This is a genomic window from Pseudomonas sp. NGC7, from assembly GCF_047159675.1.
GTDB classification, from domain to species: domain Bacteria; phylum Pseudomonadota; class Gammaproteobacteria; order Pseudomonadales; family Pseudomonadaceae; genus Aquipseudomonas; species Aquipseudomonas kermanshahensis.
In genome coordinates, this window is sequence record NZ_BAAFZY010000001.1 from 2,779,702 (window position 1) to 2,802,031 (window position 22,330).

The 22,330-nt window shown below is 64.0% G+C and carries 15 protein-coding genes and 1 pseudogene; 12 read left to right on the forward strand and 4 right to left on the reverse strand.

The features are described 5' to 3' along the window. Positions 1 to 41: 41 nt before the first annotated feature. From ACMCNM_RS12505 to ACMCNM_RS12515, 3 genes are read right to left on the reverse strand one after another with little or no spacing between them, the layout of a single operon-like run. Entirely contained in the window at positions 42 to 2,132 is a 2,091-nt protein-coding gene (locus ACMCNM_RS12505; RefSeq protein ID WP_412765919.1) for an HlyD family efflux transporter periplasmic adaptor subunit, read from the reverse strand. After that, positions 2,132 to 3,478, reverse strand: a complete 1,347-nt coding sequence (locus ACMCNM_RS12510) for an efflux RND transporter periplasmic adaptor subunit (protein WP_412764467.1) — start codon at positions 3,476 to 3,478, stop codon at positions 2,132 to 2,134. Before ACMCNM_RS12510 ends, ACMCNM_RS12505 begins: the two co-directional genes overlap by 1 nt. Then, positions 3,465 to 4,226: an efflux RND transporter periplasmic adaptor subunit gene (locus tag ACMCNM_RS12515; RefSeq protein WP_186704139.1), complete on the reverse strand. Its 762-nt coding sequence runs from the start codon at positions 4,224 to 4,226 to the stop codon at positions 3,465 to 3,467. Before ACMCNM_RS12515 ends, ACMCNM_RS12510 begins: the two co-directional genes overlap by 14 nt. Before the next feature lie 391 nt (positions 4,227 to 4,617). On the opposite strand from ACMCNM_RS12515, the pseudogene ACMCNM_RS12520 reads away from it, so the two are divergent. From ACMCNM_RS12520 to ACMCNM_RS12575, 12 genes and pseudogenes are all read left to right on the forward strand, one after another. Further along, positions 4,618 to 5,520 (forward strand): annotated as a pseudogene (locus tag ACMCNM_RS12520) (AI-2E family transporter); the annotation flags it as partial. 53 nt (positions 5,521 to 5,573) lie between these two features. Beyond that, positions 5,574 to 7,889, forward strand: a complete 2,316-nt coding sequence (locus ACMCNM_RS12525) for a tetratricopeptide repeat protein (RefSeq protein WP_412764468.1) — start codon at positions 5,574 to 5,576, stop codon at positions 7,887 to 7,889. A gap of 116 nt (positions 7,890 to 8,005) precedes the next feature. Next, positions 8,006 to 8,980 (forward strand): AAA family ATPase, encoded by a 975-nt coding sequence (locus ACMCNM_RS12530; protein ID WP_186704137.1) that lies wholly within the window; start codon positions 8,006 to 8,008, stop codon positions 8,978 to 8,980. 11 nt (positions 8,981 to 8,991) lie between these two features. Then, positions 8,992 to 9,939 (forward strand): DUF58 domain-containing protein, encoded by a 948-nt coding sequence (locus tag ACMCNM_RS12535; RefSeq protein WP_412764469.1) that lies wholly within the window; start codon positions 8,992 to 8,994, stop codon positions 9,937 to 9,939. Beyond that, complete coding sequence (locus ACMCNM_RS12540; RefSeq protein ID WP_186704135.1) at positions 9,936 to 10,436, forward strand: DUF4381 domain-containing protein; 501 nt, start codon at positions 9,936 to 9,938, stop codon at positions 10,434 to 10,436. The genes ACMCNM_RS12535 and ACMCNM_RS12540 overlap by 4 nt, the downstream gene beginning before the upstream one ends. After that, complete coding sequence (locus ACMCNM_RS12545) at positions 10,423 to 11,424, forward strand: vWA domain-containing protein (protein ID WP_412764470.1); 1,002 nt, start codon at positions 10,423 to 10,425, stop codon at positions 11,422 to 11,424. Before ACMCNM_RS12540 ends, ACMCNM_RS12545 begins: the two co-directional genes overlap by 14 nt. After that, positions 11,421 to 12,962, forward strand: a complete 1,542-nt coding sequence (locus ACMCNM_RS12550) for a VWA domain-containing protein (RefSeq protein WP_412764471.1) — start codon at positions 11,421 to 11,423, stop codon at positions 12,960 to 12,962. Before ACMCNM_RS12545 ends, ACMCNM_RS12550 begins: the two co-directional genes overlap by 4 nt. After that, positions 12,959 to 14,257, forward strand: a complete 1,299-nt coding sequence (locus tag ACMCNM_RS12555) for a hypothetical protein (RefSeq protein ID WP_412764472.1) — start codon at positions 12,959 to 12,961, stop codon at positions 14,255 to 14,257. Before ACMCNM_RS12550 ends, ACMCNM_RS12555 begins: the two co-directional genes overlap by 4 nt. A gap of 29 nt (positions 14,258 to 14,286) precedes the next feature. After that, entirely contained in the window at positions 14,287 to 15,291 is a 1,005-nt protein-coding gene (locus ACMCNM_RS12560) for an HAD family hydrolase (RefSeq protein WP_412764473.1), read from the forward strand. Positions 15,292 to 15,396: 105 nt separating this feature from the next. Then, a complete protein-coding gene (locus ACMCNM_RS12565; RefSeq protein ID WP_186704130.1) occupies positions 15,397 to 16,965 on the forward strand; it encodes an arylsulfatase in 1,569 nt (522 codons plus the stop codon). A gap of 93 nt (positions 16,966 to 17,058) precedes the next feature. Beyond that, positions 17,059 to 19,587, forward strand: coding sequence for a fused MFS/spermidine synthase (locus ACMCNM_RS12570; protein ID WP_412764474.1), 2,529 nt, complete (start codon positions 17,059 to 17,061; stop codon positions 19,585 to 19,587). Between the two features lie 54 nt (positions 19,588 to 19,641). Then, positions 19,642 to 21,270 carry a mechanosensitive ion channel family protein gene (locus tag ACMCNM_RS12575; protein WP_412764475.1) on the forward strand — a complete coding sequence of 543 codons (1,629 nt, stop codon included), beginning with the start codon at positions 19,642 to 19,644 and terminating at the stop codon, positions 21,268 to 21,270. Between the two features lie 18 nt (positions 21,271 to 21,288). Here the strand turns inward: ACMCNM_RS12575 and ACMCNM_RS12580 are convergent, their stop codons facing one another. After that, positions 21,289 to 22,302 carry an AraC family transcriptional regulator ligand-binding domain-containing protein gene (locus ACMCNM_RS12580; RefSeq protein ID WP_412764476.1) on the reverse strand — a complete coding sequence of 338 codons (1,014 nt, stop codon included), beginning with the start codon at positions 22,300 to 22,302 and terminating at the stop codon, positions 21,289 to 21,291. Positions 22,303 to 22,330 lie beyond the last annotated feature (28 nt).

The window sequence follows — 22,330 nt, forward strand, 5'->3', positions numbered from 1 at the left end:
TCCGGTTTTTTCGGGGTGCCGGCTGAGGCGCCGGAAGGTCTTCAGAAGCCGCTTTCGCGCAGCCCGACTCCCAGAATCCATTTACCCAGCTCACCGAGGAGGCTGCGTTTTTCCCCTTCGATCTGCAGCTTGCCGCGGGTTTCGCGCACGCTGGCCAACGGCTCATCCAACGCGACCAGTACCTGGAACAGCGCGTTGCTGGGCACCAGCGACTGGCCGCTGGTCGGCACCGGGCCGCCGAAATGCGAAGACAACATGCGGTGGGCCAACTGCCCGGCGCGGGTGCTGCCAATGGCCAGCACTTTGCCGCGCAGCGCGGTGGCCTGGCCTTCGGGGTAAAATTTCACGGCATTGCCCACAGCCAGGTGGTGCACCTGGTCCTGGGCGACGTAGGCATCGACCTGCCAGTGACTGGGGTCGATCAGCATGCCCAGCGGTTCCTGGCGGTTGAGCCACTGGCCAGGGCGCCAGTCCGGGTCCAGGTCCAGCCAGGTGCCGGCGAATGGCGCCTGCAGGTTGAGGCGGGCGATTTCGATGCGTGCCGCGCGGGCTTCTTCGTTCTGCACCTTCAGGCGTTGCTGGGTGGCAGCGTCCTCGGTCAGCCCGGCGGGGTCGGCCAGCAGCCCATAAAGGCGCGCCTGATAGCTGCGGGCGCTGGCCTGGCTGCTGCGCATGCGCGAATCCAGGTCTGGCTCTTCGAGCACTGCCAGCACGTCGCCAGCCTTGACGTGGCCTTGCGAATGCAAGCTTTTCAGCCGCGCAGGGTAGGGCGTGTACACGCGCAACTGGTGTTCGGCCCGGGCTACGCCAACGGCGTCGACCTGGCTGTGCCAAGGCACCGCCAGCGCCAGTACAACAAGGCCTGCGCCTAGGTAGAACAGCCGTTTGCGCTGACCCGGGATGCGTGCCCGCTGTTGCCACCAGTGGCTCAGCTCACGTTTCACCGGCAGCGCGATAAACCACGCCAACTCGACCATGAACAGCACGATCCCTAACAGTTTGAAGAAGAACAGGTACACCGCCACGGCAATGCCGAGGAACAGCACCAGGCGGTACAGCCAAGTGGCAAAAGCGAACGCCACCAGCAGGCGGCGTTGCCCTACCGGGAATGGCTCGGGCCATGGCTCGTTGAGCCCAAGCAGGTTGCGCCGCAGGGCAACCCGCGCCAGCGCCGAGGCGCGCTCGTGCAGGTTGGGGAAGTCGAGCAGGTCGCTGAGGATGAAGTAGCCGTCGAAGCGCATGAACGGACTGGCGTTGAGGGCCAGCGACAGCACCCAGCTGGTGGTCGCCAGGTACAGCAGCGCGTTGCGCAGGGCGCCGTCGTCGCACAGCGCCCAGCCGAGGGTGGCCAGGCCTGCCAGGGATAATTCGGTGACGATGCCGGCCGAGGCGATGGCCAGGCGCTGGTGGGCGCGCTTGAGTTTCCAGCTTTCGCCGGTGTCGGTGTAGAGCATCGGCCACAGCACCAGAAACGCCACGCCCATGTGCCCCACGCGCAAGCCCAGGCGTGTGGCGACCAGCGCGTGGCCAAGCTCGTGCAGGGTTTTTGCGACCACCAGAGCCAGGGCAAAACTGAACAGGCCTTCGGTGGAGAACGACTCGACCACTGCATGGGTGAAGGCGTCCCACTGCTGCATCACCAGGATGATCCCGAGCAGGGTCAGGCCGATCACCAGCACGCCGGTAAGCGGATGGAACAGCCAGCCTAGCGCTACCGCCAGGCGCTGCAGGCCGGCTTGCGGGCGCAGCAGCGGCACGCGGAAGAACAGGTAGTGGTGCAACCACCAACGCCAGCTCGACCAGGTGCGCGCCTCGCTCGCGGCCTGCAGTTTTGCCAATTGCTCGGGGCCGGGGCGCAGCAGGTGGTGGTGTTCGAGGAACGTGCGCAGCGCCAGCACCTGCTCGACATCGGGGTTGAGCGCGCTGTCCCGCGATACTTGTTCGCTGATCTGGCGCGGCGTCTGGCCCCAGCGCAGCAGGCACTCGAACTCCAACCAGCCAATCCGGTAGAAACGGTTGACCACGGTGTCGTGGATCATCCATGCCGGTTCCCCTTCACGGCTGTCGGCGGCCTCGCACAGGCGCAGGTCCTCGCGCAGCGGGGGCAGCGGCAGGTCGGACAGGTCGAGCATCACCAGCCACTCCATGCACGCACCGTGGCCAGCGGCCGGCGCAGCAGGTAATAACCGAGCATTACCCGGCCGCCGTACAGTTTGGCGGTGCCGTGCAGGCCCAGGCGGGCATGCTCGGAGCGTTCGTCGATACTGGCCAGCAGGCGGTAGGCGACCACGCCGTCATCACTGGGCTTGGCCTGGTAGCTAGTTTCGAGGATTTTGCCCTTGAGCGGGCTGAGCGGATAGGCGGTGAGGAACAGCGTGACCTCGGCGCCCGGCTCCAGGGCGATGGCATCGGCCACGGCCAGCTGGATCTGCATGGCCGGTTGTGCCGGGTCGGCCACGTGCATGATGCGCTCGCCGGTCGATACCGGCTTGCCGAGCCAGTCGTTGGGGTCGCTGAACACAGCAACCCCGGCCCGTGGTGCCAGCACCTGGGTACGCCGTAACTGCGCTTGCACCGCGGCCAGCTCGGCGCGACGTTGCTGGGCACGGCCTTGCAGCAAGGTCAGCTCGTTCTTGCTTTGCGGGTTGTCGAATGCACGCTGGCTGGCGGCTAGCAGCTCGGCGTCGGCCACCGCGACTTCCTTGCCGAGTACCTCGGCGCGGCTGCGCAGGGTGGTTTCGTCGAGGGTGAACAGCGGGGTGTCGGCTTCCACCGGCTGGTTGGGGCGCACCAGTACCTGGGCGATCACGCCATCGATCGGTGAACTGACGATCTGTGCCTGGCGCGACACGATCTGTGCCGGTGCCAACGCCGTTTGCCGCACTGGGAGCAGCAACAGTCCGGCGGCCACCAGCAGGGTGATCAGCACCTGGCGGCGGCTGGGGCGCCAGCGGCCGATTCGCCGGCGCCGGGTCAGCGCATGCCAGCAATAGGCCCAGGTGCGCGTCAAACCATCCAGCTGCTGGTGCACCACCGCCGGCGGTGCTTCTTCCAGCAGCAATACCAGCAGGCCAAGGCGATGGCCGGTCGGGGCATGCAAGGGGATGCACCACAGGCCGGTAGGCCACCACTCGGCCCAGCCCTCGGCGATGTCTTCAGGTGGCGCGGCGTCGGCCTGGGTCAACCAGGCGGGCTGCGGCTCGACCAAGCGCTCGGCCAACCAACGGCTGGCGCGTCTGAGCCAGACCAGGTAGGGCGAGTCTTCGCTGGGGCGCGCCAGGCCCGACACGCACAGCAGCTCCAAGCCGCTGTTGCCTTGCTCGAACACCAGCGCCTGGTGGAAAGGCAGTAGCGGGTACAGGTCGTTGGCCATGCTGAATGCCAGCGCGCCCAGCGTTTCGGCGGCCATGGCTTTATCGCGCAGGGCGTCCAGTTGCAGCAACAGCTGCGGGTGGGGCAGTGGTCTATTCACGGTCATGGTCGAACCGCGCCGTGCCGCTCATACCGGCGATCAGTTCGGGGTAGCGCTGGTCGAAGCGCGCTTCAAGTTCCACTGTCTGCGCCACGGCATCGACCCTTGAGTTGATCACACTGACCTTGGCCGGGTAGGTTTTGCCCGTCTCATGCACGCTGACCTGCAGCGGCTGGCCGGGGCTTAGGCTTTTCAGCTGGCTGGAGGGCACATTCAGGCGCACCTTCAATGCGCCGTCGCTGACCAGGTCGAACAGTGGCGTACCCGCGCTGACGGTCTGGTATGGCTTGACGTAAACCTTGGCCACATGGCCCGAGAAGGGGGCCAGTACCTGGCAGTAGCTCATTTGCGCTTCGCCCATGGCACGGGCGCCATCAGCCTTCTGCACTTCGGTATTGGCTGCGGCCACTTCGATATCGCCGACGGCGTCGAGTTTGCGCAGTTGCTTTTTGGCTTCCAGGTTCTGCCGGGCCATGGCCAGCTCGGCCACGGCGACCTTGCCGCGGGCTTGGGCCTCGTTGCAATTGAAGCGCGCCAAGGTCGCGCCTTTGGTCACGTGCTCGCCGAAGCTGGTTTTCAGCTCCCCCAGTGTGCCGCTCATCTGGCTGGAGAGGGTGGTTTCCAGCTCTGCTGCCAGCAGGATGCGGATCAACTGCGGGTCTTCGGCGGTCGGCTCTTGCTCGGCGTGGGCGCAAACGCTGGCCAAGGCCAACAAAAACGGTAGGTAGCGGTGTCCAACAACAGGCAAAAGCATGCTCGACTCCTTGGTCCAAAACACGTAAAGGCGAACTAGCCGCTTGTGGCCTTCCTCTCTGACTGGGGCTGAAACCTTCGCTTGACGCTTTTTTCGCTTGCATAAACCAGGCTGTTCTCAGCCTCATCTCATTAAAGAGCCGAAAACGGCGTTCCGGTATGTTCAATTGGCGACATCGCGCTGGTGTAAGGCAGGAACGGCTGAACGCTGGTTGATGTGCGCAAAGGTACCGCCGTCGAGAGCGTTTCATGACGCTTTGCAGCCATGAGCCGTATGGGCAAGCGTCCTACTTTGGGCATCACGAGATGCACAGTAGAGCTGTTTCTCGGTGGGCAAAAAATGGTGGGGGTTATCGACATCTCATGCAGGGCCTCATGGGCAAACGCGATCGAGTTGTACTACGGTGAACCTGCCCGCGATTGCCATCATTCAAGTACCGATTGCGATCATGGCCGAACCGCAATTGTCTGGAGGGAGCCCGATGGAGTCGTTGCCGGTCAAGCGGGATCTGTCCCGTGCACTGTTGGATGAACTCATTCGCGCAGGGCTGATGTTGTTTGAAAACGGTGCCTGGCACATTCCTCCCGCCAACCCTGACGTCCAATCCTGGCCATTAGTCGGGTCGCAACTGTTCACCCTGTGGCAGCAGGGCGCCACAGATGCGACCAGCCTGATGCAGCAAGTGGTGCCTCACCTCAAAGGCATTGGCATGGTGGTGCTGGGCAAGCTTGCAGGGGTGGGTACGGGCTTTCTGATGTTCATCGGTGCGCTGATCCTGTCGGGTATCGACATGGCCTATGGCGAGAGCGGGCAGCGTAACGCGCTGCGCATCGCCACCATTCGCGCCGTGGCTCAGGGTGTTGTTGGCATCGCCTTTGTGCAGATGGTGCTGGTAGGCGTCGGTTTCGTGGTCATGGGTATCCCAGGTGCAGGGCTGCTGGCGTTACTGGTGCTGTTGCTGGGGATCATGCAATTGCCGGTGCTGCTGATTACCCTGCCGGTGGTGGGCTTCGTGTTCTTCACCGAGGGTGCCACGGTCGGTAGTGTGGTGTTTGCCGTATACAGCGTGCTCGCGGGCATGGCCGACAACGTGCTCAAACCATTGCTGCTCGGGCGAGGGGTGAATGTACCGATGCCGGTGATCCTGATCGGTGCTCTGGGCGGCATGGTGGCCGGGGGGATCATCGGCCTGTTCATCGGGCCGGTGATCCTGGCCGTTGGGTACATGCTGTTCTGGCAGTGGGTGGATGACGCCTCAGGCGGGGAACAGGTAGCCCGCGTCGAAATTGATTGATCAACGAAAACAGCCCGCTGCAGGGCGAACAGCGCAGACCGTGGAGCTAAAGCATGGGGTGTATTGCACAGGCAGTGCAGAGGGTGAGGGCGGTTATCGGAATAGGTGTCTTGCTACTGCCACTGTGCACCGTTGGGCTGAGTCAGGCAGCCACCGAGCAGGGGCAGTTGCCGGCCCAGGCCAAGGAACGTGAGGGCTATGCGGAAGCGACCAGTTGCCAGGCGTGCCATACCGAGCAGGCCAAACAATGGCAGCAGTCCGACCATTCCTGGGCGTTGCGCGATGTCAGCCCGGCCAACGTGCTGGGCAACTTCAATGACGTGCGCTATGACGAAGACGGGGTGAAGGCCCACTTTTACCGCAAGGGTGACAGTTTTTTCGTCAACATCGAGGGCGAAGATGGCAAACCGGCTGACTTCAAGGTGCTCTATACCTTTGGCTTCGAGCCGCTGCAGCAGTACCTGGTGGCGCTGTCGCGCGGCCGCTTGCAGGCCTTGACCCTCGCCTGGGACAGCCGGCCGGCGGCGCTTGGCGGTCAACGCTGGTTCTCGTTGTACCCTGGGCAACGCTTCGCTCCTGACGACCCGCTGCACTGGACGGGCCGTTACCAGAACTGGAACGGTATGTGCGCTGACTGTCACTCGACCCGGCTGGTCAAGCATTACGATGATACCCACGACAGTTTTGCCAGTACCTGGCAGGAAAAGACTGTGGGTTGCCAGGGCTGCCACGGCCCTGGCCAGGCCCATGTTGACTGGGCCAGCCAACACCCCGGCGTTTCGCCTGCCCAAGGGCTTGCGGTGGATTACAAAGCGCTGGGCAGCAAGGGCTTGGTAGAGCAATGCGCCTATTGCCACAGCCGCCGACAAAGCCTGGGCACTGGCCAGATGCCGGGCCACCCTCCGCTGGACCAAAGCTTGCCCGCCACGCTGCGCACGGGCCTGTACCATGACGATGGGCAGATCGACGGCGAAGTCTATGAGTACGGCTCATTTACCCAGAGCAAGATGTTCGCCGCCGGTGTCGGTTGTACCGATTGCCATAACCCGCATACCACCAAGGTGCGCATAGAAGGTAACGGGCTTTGCCTGCAATGCCATAACACCCAGCCCAATGCTGCACGTTTCGCTGGCTTGCAGGCCAAGGACTATGACAGCCCCGCGCACCATCACCACGCGGCCGGCTCGCCGGGTTCGCAGTGCGTCAATTGCCACATGCCCAGCAAAAATTACATGGTGATCGACCCCAGGCGCGATCACAGCCTGCGTATACCCCGGCCGGACCTTGCCGCAGAGGGCAACGGCCCGGATGCCTGTACCACCTGCCACCAAGACCGCAAGCCCGAGTGGGCGGCCAAGGCCATTGAAGGTTGGTTCGGGTCACCGAAGCGCCCCGCTCATTACGGCCAGAACTTCCACGCCGTGCGCGAGGACCCGAGCACTACCCTGAGCCGCCTGGGTTATCTGCTTGCGGACAAGAGCAACCCGGCCATCGTCCGCGCCACCGCCGCCGACCAGTTGGCAGACTTGGGCCCCGCAGCGGCCAGCAACTTGCAATGGGCACTGCAGGACAAAGACCCGCTAGTGCGCGCCTACGCTGTGGCCGGATTCACCAGCCTGCCCCCCGAGCAGCGTTTGAAACCGTTGCTGCCCCTGCTCGAAGACCCCACCTTGGCCGTGCGCGACGAAGCCGTGCGGGCCTTGGCCGATGTCCCGGCAGCACAGTTACCTGAAGCCAGCCGCGAGTCGTTCAAAACGTTGCTTGACGATTACGAGCAGCGCTTGCGCAGTAACGCGGACCTGCCAGGGGGGCGGCTCAACCTGGCGGTGCTTATGCAGCGCCAGGGCCGCGACGAGCAGGCTGTGGAGCAGTATCGCCAAGCCTTGCGCATGGACCCGTATTTCGTCCCGGCGCGAGTCAACCTGGTGACCCTGGCCAGCAGCGCGCAACGCCTGGATGATGCCGAAAGCCTGCTGCGCGAGGGGGTGGCGCTGGACAAGATGCCCGCTGCCGATCGTGGCAACCTGGCCTACATGCTGGCTTTGCTGCTGGTCGAGCGCGGCAATCCCGACGAGGCGCTGGGCTGGATGGAGCGGGCCGCCGTGGCGCTGCCGGGCAATACGCGCATTCGCTACAACCAGGGCCTGCTGCTGTCTCGCATGAACCGCCGTGACGAAGCCCTGCAAGCGTTGCGTAGCGGCTTGGAGCAAGCACCAGAAAACGTCGACCTGCTGTATTCGTTGATCTACCTGCATGCATTGGCTGGCGAGCGCGAGCAGGCTTACGGCTATGTCGAGCGGATGCGCGCGGTGGCACCAGACGACCCGCGGCTGCAGGCCATCGAGCCGTATTACCAGAAGGGGCGGTGAGGGGGGAGGAACGTGAGGCCGGAAGTTCGCCATGTTCTCTTCACGACACCCCATTGCACCCTGGCCTGGCACTACTAGATTTACCCCATTGCCAACCGCTGACAGGGACCGGGCCAGTGAACACCCATGAACACGTCAAAGCGCTGGAAGCGTCGGTCGCCGAGAAGGTCCTCGGCCAGGCCGAGACCATTCGCCATGTACTGCTGGGGCTGCTTGCCAACGGCCATGTGCTGCTCGAAAGCCTACCGGGCCTGGCCAAGACGCGCACAGTCAAGGCCCTGGCCACGCACCTGGAAGCGCAGATGCGGCGCATCCAGTTCACCCCCGATCTGCTGCCCTCGGACATCACGGGCGGCGAAATCCTGCAGCAGTCGGCCGAGGGCAACAAGATCAGCTTTCAACCTGGGCCGCTGTTCGGCAACGTGATACTCGCCGACGAAATCAACCGTGCCCCGGCCAAGGTCCAGGCGGCCTTGCTCGAGGCCATGGAAGAGCGCCAGATCACCGTGGCCGGGCAAAGTTATCCGATGCCGGGGCTGTTCATGGTGCTGGCCACCCAGAACCCCATCGAGCAGGAAGGCACTTACCCGTTGCCCGAGGCGCAGATGGACCGGTTCTTGATGAAGCTGCACCTGGATTACCCGCACTCTGACGACGAAACCCAGGTGCTGCGCCTGGTGCGTGCCGAGGACCAGGCCACCCACGCAGGCGCCGCGCAACCTGTACGCCTGGCCCAGCAAGTGATCTTCGATGCCCGCAGCGAGGTGGCGCGGGTGCATGTTGCCGAGGCGATTGACCGTTACCTTATCGACCTGATCAACGCGACCCGTCACCCAGGCGACTACGATGCCGAGCTGGCGCGCTGGATCAACATCGGTGCCAGCCCGCGCGGTGGCATCAGCCTTGACCGGGTGGCACGCGCACATGCCTGGCTCAACGGCCAGGACTTTGTTTCACCGGACAACGTGCGCGCGGTGGTGCACCCGGTTTTGCGCCACCGGCTGCAACTGTCGTACGACGCGGTCAGCGACGGCGTGGCGGCAGACCAGGTTATCGACAGGTTGTTGGACAAGGTGGCCATTCCGGCCTGACGGACACGCTCATGCCCGCTAATAGCGTTACGCCTGACGGTTTTGTCTACGCCTCGCTCAGTGAACTGGTGGGGCTGGAGGCGCGCGCGCGGGGGCTGAGTTTCGTCGCCCGGCAGCCGCTGTCGAGCATCCTTTCCGGTAACCATGCCTCGCGCCTGCGTGGGCGCGGCTTGAGCTTCGACGAGCTGCGTCACTACATCCCCGGCGACGACTTGCGCCACTTGGACTGGCGCGCCTCGTTGCGTTACGGCAAGCCCTTCGTGCGCACCTTCACCGAAGAGCGCGACCGGCCTACGCTGGTGCTGGTGGACCAGCGCATGAGCATGTATTTCGGCTCCCAACGCTACTTCAAGTCGGTCACTGCGGCGCAGTTGGCGGCGTTGTGTGCATGGATGGCGTTTCACGCCGGTGACAGGGTCGGTGGCCTGGTGTTCGGCAATCAGCGGGTGGAGCGCGTGCGGCCGTTGCGTAGTCGCGCGCGGGTCGAGGCCCTGTGCAGTGCAGTGGTCAGGGCCAACCACGCGCTGACGGCGTTCGCCAGCGAAGACGCAGATGGCCAATTGGACAAGGTGTTGCGCACCTGCGTTGCCTCGGCAGGCCATGATCACTTGATCTGCATCATCAGCGACTTCGCGGGTATCAGCGAGCAAACCTTGCCGCTGCTGCGCCAGTTACGCCAGCACAACGATGTGATCGCCCTGCAGGTGTACGACCCCATCGCATTGCAAGTGCCGGACAGGGGGCGGGTGAACGTGACCCAGGGTGCGCAGCAGGTGGAGTTGGAAGTGGGCAGGCGTCGGGTTAGCAAACCGCTGGGTGATTTTCTCGCCGGGCGCCTGCGCGATGTAGAAGCGCTGCTGCGCCGCAGCCAGGTACCGCTGATGCTGATCAATACCGCCGAGGACAGCCTTGAACAACTGCGCAGGGAGCTGGGCCGCCTGGCCCAGGTACCGCGATGAGCACTGCCGTCATACCGTCAATCGACCAGTTGCGCGAGCTGGCACCTGGCACGCCGCCGTTCAGTTACCTGCCGCACACCTGGGCGTGGTTGGTGATGGGGCTGGTGATGCTGGCCTTGCTCCTGGTCTGGGTGGCCCTGCGCTGGCGGCGTTGGTCGCGCGAGCGTTATCGCCGCCAAGCCTTGCAGTATCTTGATCTGCTGGCCAAGGCCGAGGGTGATCAGCGCCTGGCCGCTCTGCGGGAAGTGCCCGTGCTGCTAAAACGGGTGGCGCTGTCGCTGCCAGATCCGCCGCCTGTGGCCAGCCTGGCCGGCGCGCAATGGCAGGCTTTTCTTGAACAGCGCGCCGGTCAGCCGTTACCTGCCGGTTTTGTGCAAACCCTGCAAACGGTCGCGTATGCGCCCGATGCCCAACTGCTCGCGCTCGATGCGCAGCAGGTCGCTGCGTTGTACAGCACCAGCCGATGCTGGATCGAGGGGCACCATGTGGCAGTTTGATTACCCGTGGGTGTTCTTGCTGTTGCCAGCTGCTTGGCTGGCCTATCGTCTGTCGCAGCCCTATAGCGAAAGCCGCAGTGCATTGCGGGTGCCGTTTTTTGCGGCGATGAGCCGCGCCACCGGGCAGCAGCCGGGGCAGGTGAGTGCAGCGGGTGGGCGCTGGCAATTGTGGCTGAACCTGCTGGTGTGGGGGCTTCTGGTAGCGGCCTGCGCACGGCCGGTATGGGTGGAGCGGCCGATTGAACGGGAGCGACCGATCCGCGACATCATGCTGGCCATTGATATTTCCCAGTCCATGCAGGCCAACGACTACACCAACGCCAACGGCGAGCGAACCGATCGGTTGACTGCGGTGAAGTTGGTGGTGCGCGACTTCATCATGCGCCGCAAGGACGACCGCATCGGCCTCATCGTGTTCGGCACCGGCGCTTACCCTCAAGCGCCCTTGACCCTCGACCACGCCAGCCTGCTGATGCTGCTGGATGAAGTTGGCATCGGCATGGCCGGGCCGAACACCGCACTGGGCGATGCCATCGGGCTCACCATCAAGGCGTTGACCAACACACCCGAGCAGGAAAAGGTGCTGATCCTGCTGACTGACGGCAACGACACTGGCAGCGCAATCACCCCCGAACACGCGGCTCGCCTGGCCCATGAAAAACGTATCGTGGTACATACCATTGGTATCGGTGACCCAGCCGCGACCGGCGATGACAAGGTCGACCTGGCGGCCCTACAAGGCATTGCGCGTACTACTGGCGGGCAATTCTTTCGCGCCGATGATCGCCAGGCGTTGCAGCAGGTCTACGCGACCCTGGACCGGTTGACCCCGCATCAGGTCAAGACCTTCAGCCACCAACCCAAGCGTGACTTGTTCGTTTGGCCGTTGGGCCTGGCGCTAGGATTGCTGCTGGTGGCCCACCTGCTGGCCTTGGCGCACGCCCGCCTGGTCGGCCGCCGGCCAGTGCCCGGAGCACCGCCGGCATGACCTTCGACCCCTCTGCGTTCCATTTCCTGCGGCCGCTGTGGTTGCTGCTGATCGTGCCGGGCCTGCTGTTGCCTCTGCTGTGGCTGCGCCGGCATGATCTGTGCCGACAATTGGAGGGCATCATCGCGCCTCACCTGGTCGAGCACTTGATGATTACGCCAAAGGAACAGCGGCGTTTGCGCCCGGTGCACCTGTTGGGGGCCAGTCTGGTACTTGGAGGTCTGGCCACTGCCGGGCCGACCTGGGTGCAGGACACCCCCGACTTTCTCGATGACCGCGCCCCTTTGATCATCGCCGTGGACCTGTCGCCGTCGATGGATGCCGACGATGTGCCGCCCACTCGGCTGGCGGCTGCTAAACACACCCTGCACGACTTGGTCCTGCGCCGTGCGGGCGCCCGTACCGCACTCATCGCCTATGCCGGCAATGCCCACTTGGTGCTTCCTGTCACCGAGGATCCGGCGTTGCTCGATACCTTCATCCAGGCACTGGCCACGGACCTGATGAGCACCCCGGGCAAGGATGCCTTGGGCGCGATAGACCTGGCCTTGAAGCTGCTGGCGGCTGAGCAGACGCCGGGCACTTTGGTGCTGCTGACCGATGGCGGTGATGCCAGCCAATTTCCAGCGATTGCTAAACGCGTCTCAGGCTCGCCCTTGCAAGTATTGGTGTTGGCGGTTGGCAGTCAGTCGGCTGCGGCAGGCTTCGATGAGCAGGGCCTGAAGGGGCTCGCCAAGGCGGCCAATGCGCCTCTGGGCAGCCTGTCGCTGAACGATGACGACCTGGACTGGGTCGAGCTGCATGCTCAACGTCACTTCAAGGCTGCCCAGGGCGACGATGCCCAGTTGCACTGGAAGGACGCCGGTTATTGGCTGTGCTGGCCGTTGCTGCTGGTAGTGCTGGCAACCCTGCGGCGCGGCTGGCGGGTGAACTGGCTGCCCGGGATGTTGCTGGCCCTGCTGTTGGGCGGCAGTGCTGAGCCGGCAAGGGCCGGTGCGCTGGCCGATGCGTTTTTCACGGCCGACCAGCAAGGGCGCTGGGCGTTCGAGCAGGGCCACTATCCGCAGGCGGCAACGCGGTTTCACGACCCTTTCTGGAAAGGCGTGGCGGCATACCAGGCGGCTGATTTTGAGGCAGCGCTGGTCAGCTTGGGCAAGGTCGATAGTGCCCCTGCCTGGTTCTACCAGGGCAACAGCTATGTACGCTTGTTCAAGTTCCCACAGGCGATTGCCGCCTACCAGCAGGCCCTGCGCCTGCAGCCGTCGTTTACAGAAGCCAAGGCCAACCTGGCGTTGGCCGAGGCCTTGCTCAAGGATTTTGAGGATCAACAGGAACAAGGCCCGCCCACTGAAAAGCCCGACAAGGTCGTCGAAGACCAGACGCCCTCGGGCGGCAAAACGCAGCAACAGACCACCCCGCAGGCTGCATCGGACCAGCTGTGGCTGGATAACCTGACCACGTCACCGGCGCAGTTTCTCAAACGCAAGTTTTCCATTCAGGACGCCGCCCGCCAACAGGCGGCGAAGGAGGCGCCATGAGGCGCTGGGCCTTGCTGTTGTGCTGCCTGGCGGGTTGGGCGGTAGCGGATGACCCACAGGTGCGGGTGGAAACGCGCCTGGTGCCAAGCACCACGGTCATGACCGGCGCCACACTCAGCCTGGAGGTCGACCTGCTGGTCGACACCTGGTTCACCGATGCCCCCGTATTGCCCGCGCTGCAACTGCCGGGTGCGGTCGTCAGCCCACCGAGTGGCGAAGCCCAGCACCTCAACGAAAAACGCGAGGGCAAGGCCTTCTTCGGCCTGCGCTACCGCTACGCGATCACCCCGACCCAGGGGCAGCGCTTCGACATCCCGGCGCTGACCTTTCGCGTGCAGCCTGGCCCCAGTGGCGGGCCGCAGGCGGTCACCAGCCAGCCACTGTCGTTCGAGGCCAAGGCCCTGGCGGGCAGCAGTGGCGGCCAACACCTGGTGGCGCGTAGCGTGCACCTGAGCCAGGAGGTCCAGTATTCCCACCAGCCGCTGCGTGTGGGGGACAGCGTGACCCGGCACGTGCATGTCGACGCTGAAGGCACGCAGGCGATGCTGCTGCCGGCACCGGTCTTAGCCGAGGTCGACGGACTCAAGCGTTACCTGCAGACGCCTAGCGTCAAGCCGCTCAGTGATGGGCGTGGCGGCACGTTGGGCGGTCAGCGCGATGACAGCGCCAGCTACGTAGCCACGGCAGCCGGCCGTTATCGCTTACCCGCCATCAACCTGCAATGGTGGGACGCGGCCACGGGTGAGCAGCACAGTGTTTCGGTACCAGCGGTGGAGCTGGTGGCAGAGGAGGGCGTGTACCAGGCGCCGTTCTCGCTTGCTGAAGACCTGCGCGCCTTGGGCCAGAACGCCCGGGTCAGCATTGCCAGCCATGGGCTGCTGTTGACGCTGGCGCTGCTGTTACTGGGTGGGTTGGCCTGGGCCGGGCGTGCCTATGGCCAGGCTGGCTGGCAATGGCTGCGCGCCTGGCGGCTGCGGCGGCGGCAGGCCTGGCTGGCGTCTGAAGGCTATGCCTGGCGCCAGGCGTGGCGGCAATGCGGCCATGAGCCTGCTCGCCTCGATGGCCTCTACCTGTGGTTTCGGCGGGCCAGCGGGCAGCGCACCTTGTCGTCAAGTGAACATCCTCCTGGCGGGGCGGATTTGCTAGCCTTTTTCGAGGCTGCCTATGGTCCGCACCGCGGCCAGGGGCTTACCACCAATGCCCGACGGCGTCTGTTGTCGGCCCTGCGCCAGCAACTCGGTACGCACCCGCAGTCACGCCCCGATAAAAATGGGCTGCGTGACCTTAATCCCTGAAATGTGGAATACAGCTCAAGGAGGGCCAGATGCGTCACTTCAAGCGTGATCTGCGTTTCATGCGCAGTGTGTGGTTTGTGCTCTGCCTGCTGCCCCTGCTTGCCCAGGCAGCCGATCCGTTGCCCGCCTGGCGCGAGGGCCCGTCACGCACGGCCATCCTGGCCTTTGTCAAGGACGTCACCACTGAAGGGGGCCCGCGCTATGTCGCGCCTGCCGAGCGCATCGCCGTGTTCGACAACGATGGGACGTTGTGGAGCGAGCAGCCGATGTATTTCGAACTGCTGTTTGCCTTGGACGAGGTCAAGCGCCTTGCCCCTCAGCACCCGCAATGGCGCAACGAGCAGCCGTTCAAGGCGGTATTGGAGAACGATCAACAGGCACTCGCCGCCCAGGGCATGGACGGCTTGCTGAAAATCGTCGCCGCCACCCATTCGGGCATGAGCACGCAACAGTTCACCGCGGTTACCCGTAAATGGCTGGCCAGCGCCCGCCATCCGCGCTCGGGCAGGCCCTACACAGAGATGGTGTTCCAGCCGATGCTCGAACTGCTGGGCTACCTGCGCGCTAATGGCTTCAAGACCTACATCGTTTCGGGCGGTGAGGTGGCTTTCATGCGGGCCTTCTCCGAAGAGGTCTACGGCATACCGCCCGAGCAGGTCATCGGTACCACATTGGGCGCCAAGTTCGAGGACCAGGTAGGTACCTTGAGTATCCAGCGCCTGCCCAATATTCAGCACAACGATGACGGCCCTGGTAAGCCGGTCAGCATCGATACCGTCATTGGCCGCCGGCCGATCCTGGCGTTCGGCAACTCAGACGGTGACCTGCAGATGTTGCAATGGACCATGGCCGGCCAAGGCGCGCGTTTTGCCGGCCTGGTGCACCATACGGACCAGCGCCGCGAGTGGGCCTACGACCGCAAGAGCCATTTCGGCCGGTTGGACAAGGCGCTCGACCAGGCGCAAACCCAGGGTTGGACCGTGGTGGACATGGCGCGGGAATGGCGCCGAGTCTATCCCTTCGATTCGCAGTGACCATTCCAATGGGTAAACAAAGCCGCAGGAGCACAGCAAGCCGGCCGCAACCGGTGTGCCCGAAGTCGTGGACTACAGCAGTGATTGCATACGGAGAGCATAACTATGAAGTCCAGTACAACCTGGTTGTCGGCGGTCGCCCTGGCGGCCACGGCGACCCTTGGCGCTGGCATTGCCAGCGCGGCGGACAAGCCGAATATCCTGGTGATTTTCGGCGATGATATCGGCCAGACCAACATTAGCGCCTATGGCAAAGGGGTGGTGGGCTACCAGACGCCCAACATCGACCGAATCGCCAAGGAAGGCATGATGTTCACCGATTACTACGCCGAAAACAGCTGCACGGCGGGGCGCTCGACGTTCATCACAGGCCAGGCCACGCTGCGCACAGGGCTGTCCAAAGTTGGCATGCCGGGCGTGCCAGTGGGCCTGCAGGCGCGTGACGTGACCATCGCCCAGGCGCTCAAGGCCAAGGGTTATGCCACCGGGCAGTTTGGCAAGAACCACCTAGGCGACCGTGACGAATACCTGCCCACCAACCACGGCTTCGATGAGTTCTTCGGCAACCTGTATCACCTCAATGCAGAAGAAGAGCCGGAACGGGCGTTCTGGCCCAAGGAAGATCAGGAGTTCGTCAAGGCTGCATCGCCACGCGGTGTCATCAAGTCGAGTGCCGACGGCAAGATCGAAGACACCGGGGCGCTGACCAAGAAGCGCATGGAGACCATCGATGACGAGACCACCCAGGCCGCGATCAACTTCATCGACAAGCAAGTGAAGGCAGACAAACCGTTCTTCGTCTGGATGAACACCACGCGCATGCACGCGTTCACCCACGTGCGCGAGGCCATGCAGGGGCAGAGTGGCATGGTTGGCAATGACTACGCCGACGGCATGCTGGAGCACGATGGTGATGTGGGCAAGCTGCTCAAGACGCTGGATGACCTGAAGGTCGCCGACAACACCATCGTCGTCTACACCACCGACAACGGCCCCAACCAGTGGTCCTGGCCGGATGCCGCGACCACGCCCTTCCGCAATGAGAAAAACTCCAACTGGGAAGGCGCGTTCCGCGTACCTGCCATGATTCGCTGGCCAGGCAAGATCAAGCCAGACTCCGTCAACACCCAGATGATATCGGGCCTGGACTGGTTCCCGACCTTGCTCGCGGCCGTGGGTGACACCGACATCAAAGACCGCTTGCTCAAAGGCGCCGACGTGGGTGGCAAGACCTTCAAGGTGCACCTGGACGGCTACAACCAGCTGGACATGCTGACTGGCAAGACCGAAAAGAGCGCGCGCAACGAGTTCTACTACTTCAGCGACGACGGCGACCTGGTCGGCATGCGCTACGACAACTGGAAGATCGTGTTCTGCGAGCAGCGTGCGCCAGGCGGCCTGAAAGTGTGGAGCGAGCCGTTCGTGTGCCTGCGTGTTCCAAAAATGTTCAACCTTCGCATGGACCCTTACGAGCGGGCTGATGTGGTGTCGGATCAGTACTATGATTGGCTCACCAAGAACGATTTCTTGATTTTCAATGGCGTGAGAAAAGCGGCAGCGTTCCTGCAGACCTTCGTGGAGTACCCACCGAGCCAGCGACCAGCCAGCTTCAGCATCGACCAGATCCGTGCTGACGTAGACAAAAAGATCGAAGAAAAGATGAAGAGCCAGTAACACCGATGCGGCCGGCTCCCTATAGGAGCCGGCTTGCCGGCGATGGGCTGCAAGGCAGCCTCGGCATCTCTCTACCCGACAAGGCATCCCTGCATGGCATCATCCGCAGCAACCCGCGCTGTTATCGATAAAGACCATTCCAAGGCGCGCATGCTGTGGGCCTTGCCGGCCACGCTGCTGTTCTTCTCTGGCGCTGCCGGCCTTGTCTATCAGGTACTTTGGATCAAACAACTGTCGCTGGTGGTCGGCGTCGAAGTGCACGCCGTGGCCACTGGCATCAGTGCCTTCTTCGCCGGCCTGGCGCTGGGCGGCCTGCTGTTCGGGCGCTGGGCCGACCGGTTGCGGCGCCCGGTGCGGCTTTATGTGTGCCTAGAGTTGGCCGTGGCCCTGCTCGGCATTGCCGCAACCCTTGGCCTAGCCCAAGCCGCTGGCCCGTTCGCCCGCCTGGAGGCCAGCGTGGGCCTGCTGGCCTGGGGTTTACCGTTCATGATGGTCGGCTTACCCGCGTTTTTGATGGGCGGCACGTTGCCGGTGCTGGTGCGTGCATTGGCACCGGCCACGGGGCAACTGGCAGAGGCGGGCGGGCGCCTGTATGCCGCGAATACCGCCGGTGCCATTGCGGGTACCTTGCTGGCCGCCTTCGTGTTGCTGCCGCGCCTGGGCGTTACCGGCAGCGCCTGTGCCGCCGCCACGCTGAACCTGCTGGCTGCCTTAGGCGCGTGGCTGGCACGCCATCGCGATACGGCGTTGCCAGCGCCTGGCAACCTGGCTTCAGCGCCCCGTACCGCACAAGCACGGCTTGCCATCGGCCTGTACTGCATTGCCGGGGGCGTGGCGCTGGGCTACGAATTGGTCTGGAGCCAATCGATCGTGCCGTTCATGAGTACTCGCGCCTTTGCCTTCGCAGTGGTGTTGGCGACTTATCTCGGTGGCTTGCTCGCGGGCAGTGCGGTGTATGCGCGGCGTGCCGATCGCATCCGTGACCCATGGGGCCTGTTTGGCCTGTTGATAGCCGTCGCCGGTTTGCTGGCATTGCTGCAGATCGCTGGGCTTGGGCGCTGGCTGGTGCTGCTGCAGACCCAAGCCGAAGGCGTTGCCCTGCAACTGTTCGGCAGCGAATTGGCGGGCATGTGCGCGCGCTTCGCCATGGCCGCGGTTTGCATGGTGCTGCTGCCGACGACCTTGCTCGGCGCCGCGTTTCCGCTAGCCCTGCGACTGGCGGTGGACAGCGGCCATGTCGGCCGTGACGTGGGGGCCGTGGTGGCGCTCAATACCTTGGGTGGCATCGCTGGCGTATTGCTCACCGGCTTCGTACTCGTGCCGCAGGTTGGCTTGGTGCGCGCCTTGGGCGTACTGGCCGGCGTCGCTGCGCTGGTAGCTCTGGTTGCTGTCTGGCGTGGGCCTGGCGTGCGGCGCCCAACAGTCATTGTTGTGGGGGTGGTGGCAGTGGCGACCCTGCTGGTAGCCGTTCTCACGCCTCCACAGCGCCTGGCCGAGCTGTTGCCTGGCGCGCGTAACGGCCAGCTCACTTTTTACCACGAAGGTAAGGGCGGCACCGTGGCGGTGGTTACTCAAGGGCGTCCAGGCAAGACGTTCAGCCGCCTTTACATCCAGGGCGTATCGAACACGGGCGATGCCATGCCGTCGCTGCGCTACATGCGCCTGCAAGCCTTGCTGCCGCTGTTGATCCACAGCGGTGAACCACGCTCGGCGCTGGTGATCGGGTTTGGTACCGGCATTACCGCAGGTGCAATGCTGCGCTATGCGGGGCTGGAGCGCCCGGTGGTCGCCGAACTGCTGCCTGAAGTCCTGCAGGCGGCGCCCTTGTTCAAAGGCAACTACGCAGCGGTCGTCGATCCGCGGCTGGATATCCGCTTGCGCGATGGCCGCCGCGAATTGCTGCGCAGCGAGCAGCGCTACGACCTGGTGACGCTGGAGCCGCCACCCCCTTCGGCGGCCGGGGTGGTCAACCTGTATTCGCGTGATTTCTACCAACTGGCCGCCTCGCGCCTGCAGCCTGGCGGGCTGGTGGCCCAATGGCTGCCCCTGCCGACCCAGAACGATGAGGACAGCCGCGCGCTGGTACGCAGCTTCATCGACGTGTTTCCGCATGCCTCACTGTGGACCACTGAGTTTCACGAGATGCTATTGATCGGCTCGCTGCAGCCGCTGCAACTGAACGTATCGCGCATTCGCCAGCGCCTTGCGCAACCCGCCGTCGCGGCAGCCCTGGCCGAGGTTGGCATCGACTCGGCGCAGGCCCTGTTGGCCACCTGGATCACCGACCGTGCCGGCCTTGAGCGTTACGCTGCGAACGCGTTGCCGGTCACCGATGACCAGCCCCGTATCGAGTACGCCAACTGGGTGCGACCGCGGGAGATCACCCGCGTGCTGCCGGCCTTGCTGGCCCTGCGCAGCGCACCGCCCTTGCAAGGTGACGAGCCCGCCTTCGCCAGTGCGGTGAACGACCAATGGGACACGCTGGCGCGCTTCTACAGCCTTAGCCTGCATGCCTACAACGGCAATCGCCAAGCCTGGGCCCGCGAGGCGCGTGAGCTGGCCCGCAGTGACGGCGACAATCCTTACTTTCACTGGTTTCTAGGGGCAGCAGGCGGTCAGTGACAGCTGTGCTATCACTACAAGGATGCCGTGCGTCCGCAGGCCAGGGAGTGAGCGATGAATCACCTGTTTCGCGTGTTGCTGGTGCTGTTGGCCTTCTTGCCCATGGTGGGGCAGGGTAATGACGCCGCCACCATCGCCACCGAAGGCATCCCTGCCGAGCCGGCCGAGCTGACGATCGCCAACCGCAGCGTTTTCACCTTCCACGCGACCTTGCTGGGGGAGACCCCGGCTGCCCGAGCGCAGCGGGCTGCGGCAGTGATCGAAGAGGCCCTGCGCGGCACCGACGAGTTAAAGGTCAGCGTCGACCCGATCCTCAGCAGCCACCTGGTGCTGCTGGGGGGCCGGCGTGCGTTCATCGTTGCGCCCCAGGACCTTGAAATCAGCGGCGCTGACACCCGCGAAGCAGCCGAACAGGCCGCGGCGGTGTTGCGCCAGGTGGTCGAGGAGTCGGGCGAGGCACGCAACCTGCATTTTCTGCTCAAGGCCTTGGGCTTGTCGGCCTTGGCCACGCTGATCTACCTGGCCTTGATCAAGGGCGCCCACCTGGCCCGACACAAGCTGCGGGGGCGGCTGCCGCAACTGATGCGCGAACGCGCCCGGCAGATTCGCGTTGGGCAGATGCCGCTGTTCGACATGCAGTACGTGTATCGGCTGATCGACAGCCTGTTGCGGCTGCTGTACCTCGCGGTTGTGCTGTTGCTGAGTTACCAGGAGTTGAGCTTTGTGCTGTCGCAGTTCCCCTATACCCGGCCGTGGGGTGAAAGCCTCAACGTGCACCTGCTCGACCTGCTGCGCTACTTGCTTGACGGCATTTTGCAGGCCATCCCCGGGATTGCCGTGGCCATCACGATCTTCTTCATCGCCCGCGGCATCAGCAGCTTCAGCCGGCGCGTGCTGGAGCGCATGGCACGCCCAGGCACACTCAAATGGCTGACCGAAGAGACGCTGAAGCCCACCATGCGCCTGATCTCGCTGGCCATTTGGCTGTTTGCTCTGGTCATGGCCTACCCATACCTGCCGGGTTCGGGCACCGATGCCTTCAAAGGCCTGTCAGTGCTGCTCGGGCTGATGATTTCACTGGGTGCCTCCAGTGTCGTGGGCCAGGCGGCGGCGGGGCTGATTCTGACCTATTCGCGCACGTTGAAGGCTGGCGAGTATGTGCGGGTCGGTGACAACGAAGGCACGGTAACCGAAGTCGGCATGTTCAACACCACGATCCGCAACGGGCTGGGCGAGGTGCTGACCTTGCCCAACTCGATGATCACCGGCGCCGTGACGCGCAACTATTCCCGTGCGGTACAGGGCCATGGCTATATCATCGATACCGTGGTGACCATCGGTTATGACACACCCTGGCGACAGGTGGAGGCGATGTTAGTGGCGGCTGCTGAGCGCACCGAAGGCATCCTCGAAAAACCCAAGCCGCAAGTGTTTCAGACCGGGCTGTCGGACTTTTACCCCGAATACCGCCTGGTGGCCCAGGCTGTGCCAAGCGAACCGCGGCCACGGGCGGAGTTGCTGAGCCTGCTGCATGCCAACATCCAGGATGTGTTCAACGAGCACGGCGTACAGATCATGTCGCCGCACTACCTGGGTGACCCGCAGCAAGAGAAGTGGGTGCCGCGCGAGAAGTGGTTCACAGCACCGGCGCGCAGGCCAGATGGGGATGCCGATGGCATCTGAGGGGGTGGGTAGCGTCGGTTAAAGCGCAGCAATCACCGGGTCGCCGTGCAGGCGACGGTGTTCCAGTGGGGTCATGTCGAACCAGCGCAGGTGAGCACGGCAGAAGGAGGTGGTGCGGCGATAGCCCAATTCGCTGGAAATCTGCCCCACCGACAACGTGGTGCTGCGCAACATCTGCTGGGCCTGATGGCGGCGCAGGCCATCCAAGTAGTCCTCAAAGTCGATACCCTCGCTGGCCAGGCGGCGTTGCAAGGTGCGGGGGTTGAGGCCCAACGCCAGGGCTACCTGGTCCAGGGTGCAGCGTTGGCTGGGCAGCAACATCTGGATCTTGCGCTCCACTTGCGCGCGCAGGCTGTCGCAATGCACCGCCTGGTTTTCCAGGTAGTGACGGACGATGGCGTGCAAGGTCGGGTCATGGCTGACAGACCCTTCCAGCAAGATATCCGCTGACAGCACTAGGCAGTTGTGGTGCTGACCAAACAGAACCGGGCAATTGAAATAGCGCCGGTAACCGTCGGCGTCGCCCAGCGCCTTGTGGCGGAAGGCCACGGCTTTGGGGCGCAGCGGCGCGCCGCGCAGCTCAGCGATCAGCAGCTGTGCACCCATCACCGATTTTTCGACGATCTGTGGCATCTGTTCAGCCCCTGGCAGGCCATTGTCGAAGTACAGCAATGCCTGCCCTGCACGGTGCTCCAGGCGGTAATGGATGGCAGCGCTGTAGTGGCGCATGTAGCGGATCACCGCTATCAGCGCATGGCCCACTGTGGGCGCTGACCGCGCCAGGTGCTGCAAAGGCCCCACTAAGGTGGAGCCCTGGCGCAGGGCCAGTTCAAGGCCGAAGCGGGGCAGGCTCAAGGCATGCGCGCTGCCCTCGAACAAGCGCACCAGGCTGAGGTAAGGCAAGGTCTTGCCGTAGCTGCCAACCACGTCCAGGCCAATCTGCAACGGTGCCAGGAAATCCCGTTGCACGGCACCGTGCTCGGCCAGCAACTGGTCGAATTGAAGTAGCGCGCTGCCGCGAATGCTTTCCATAGAATCGCGCCTCCGTTGTTACGGGATC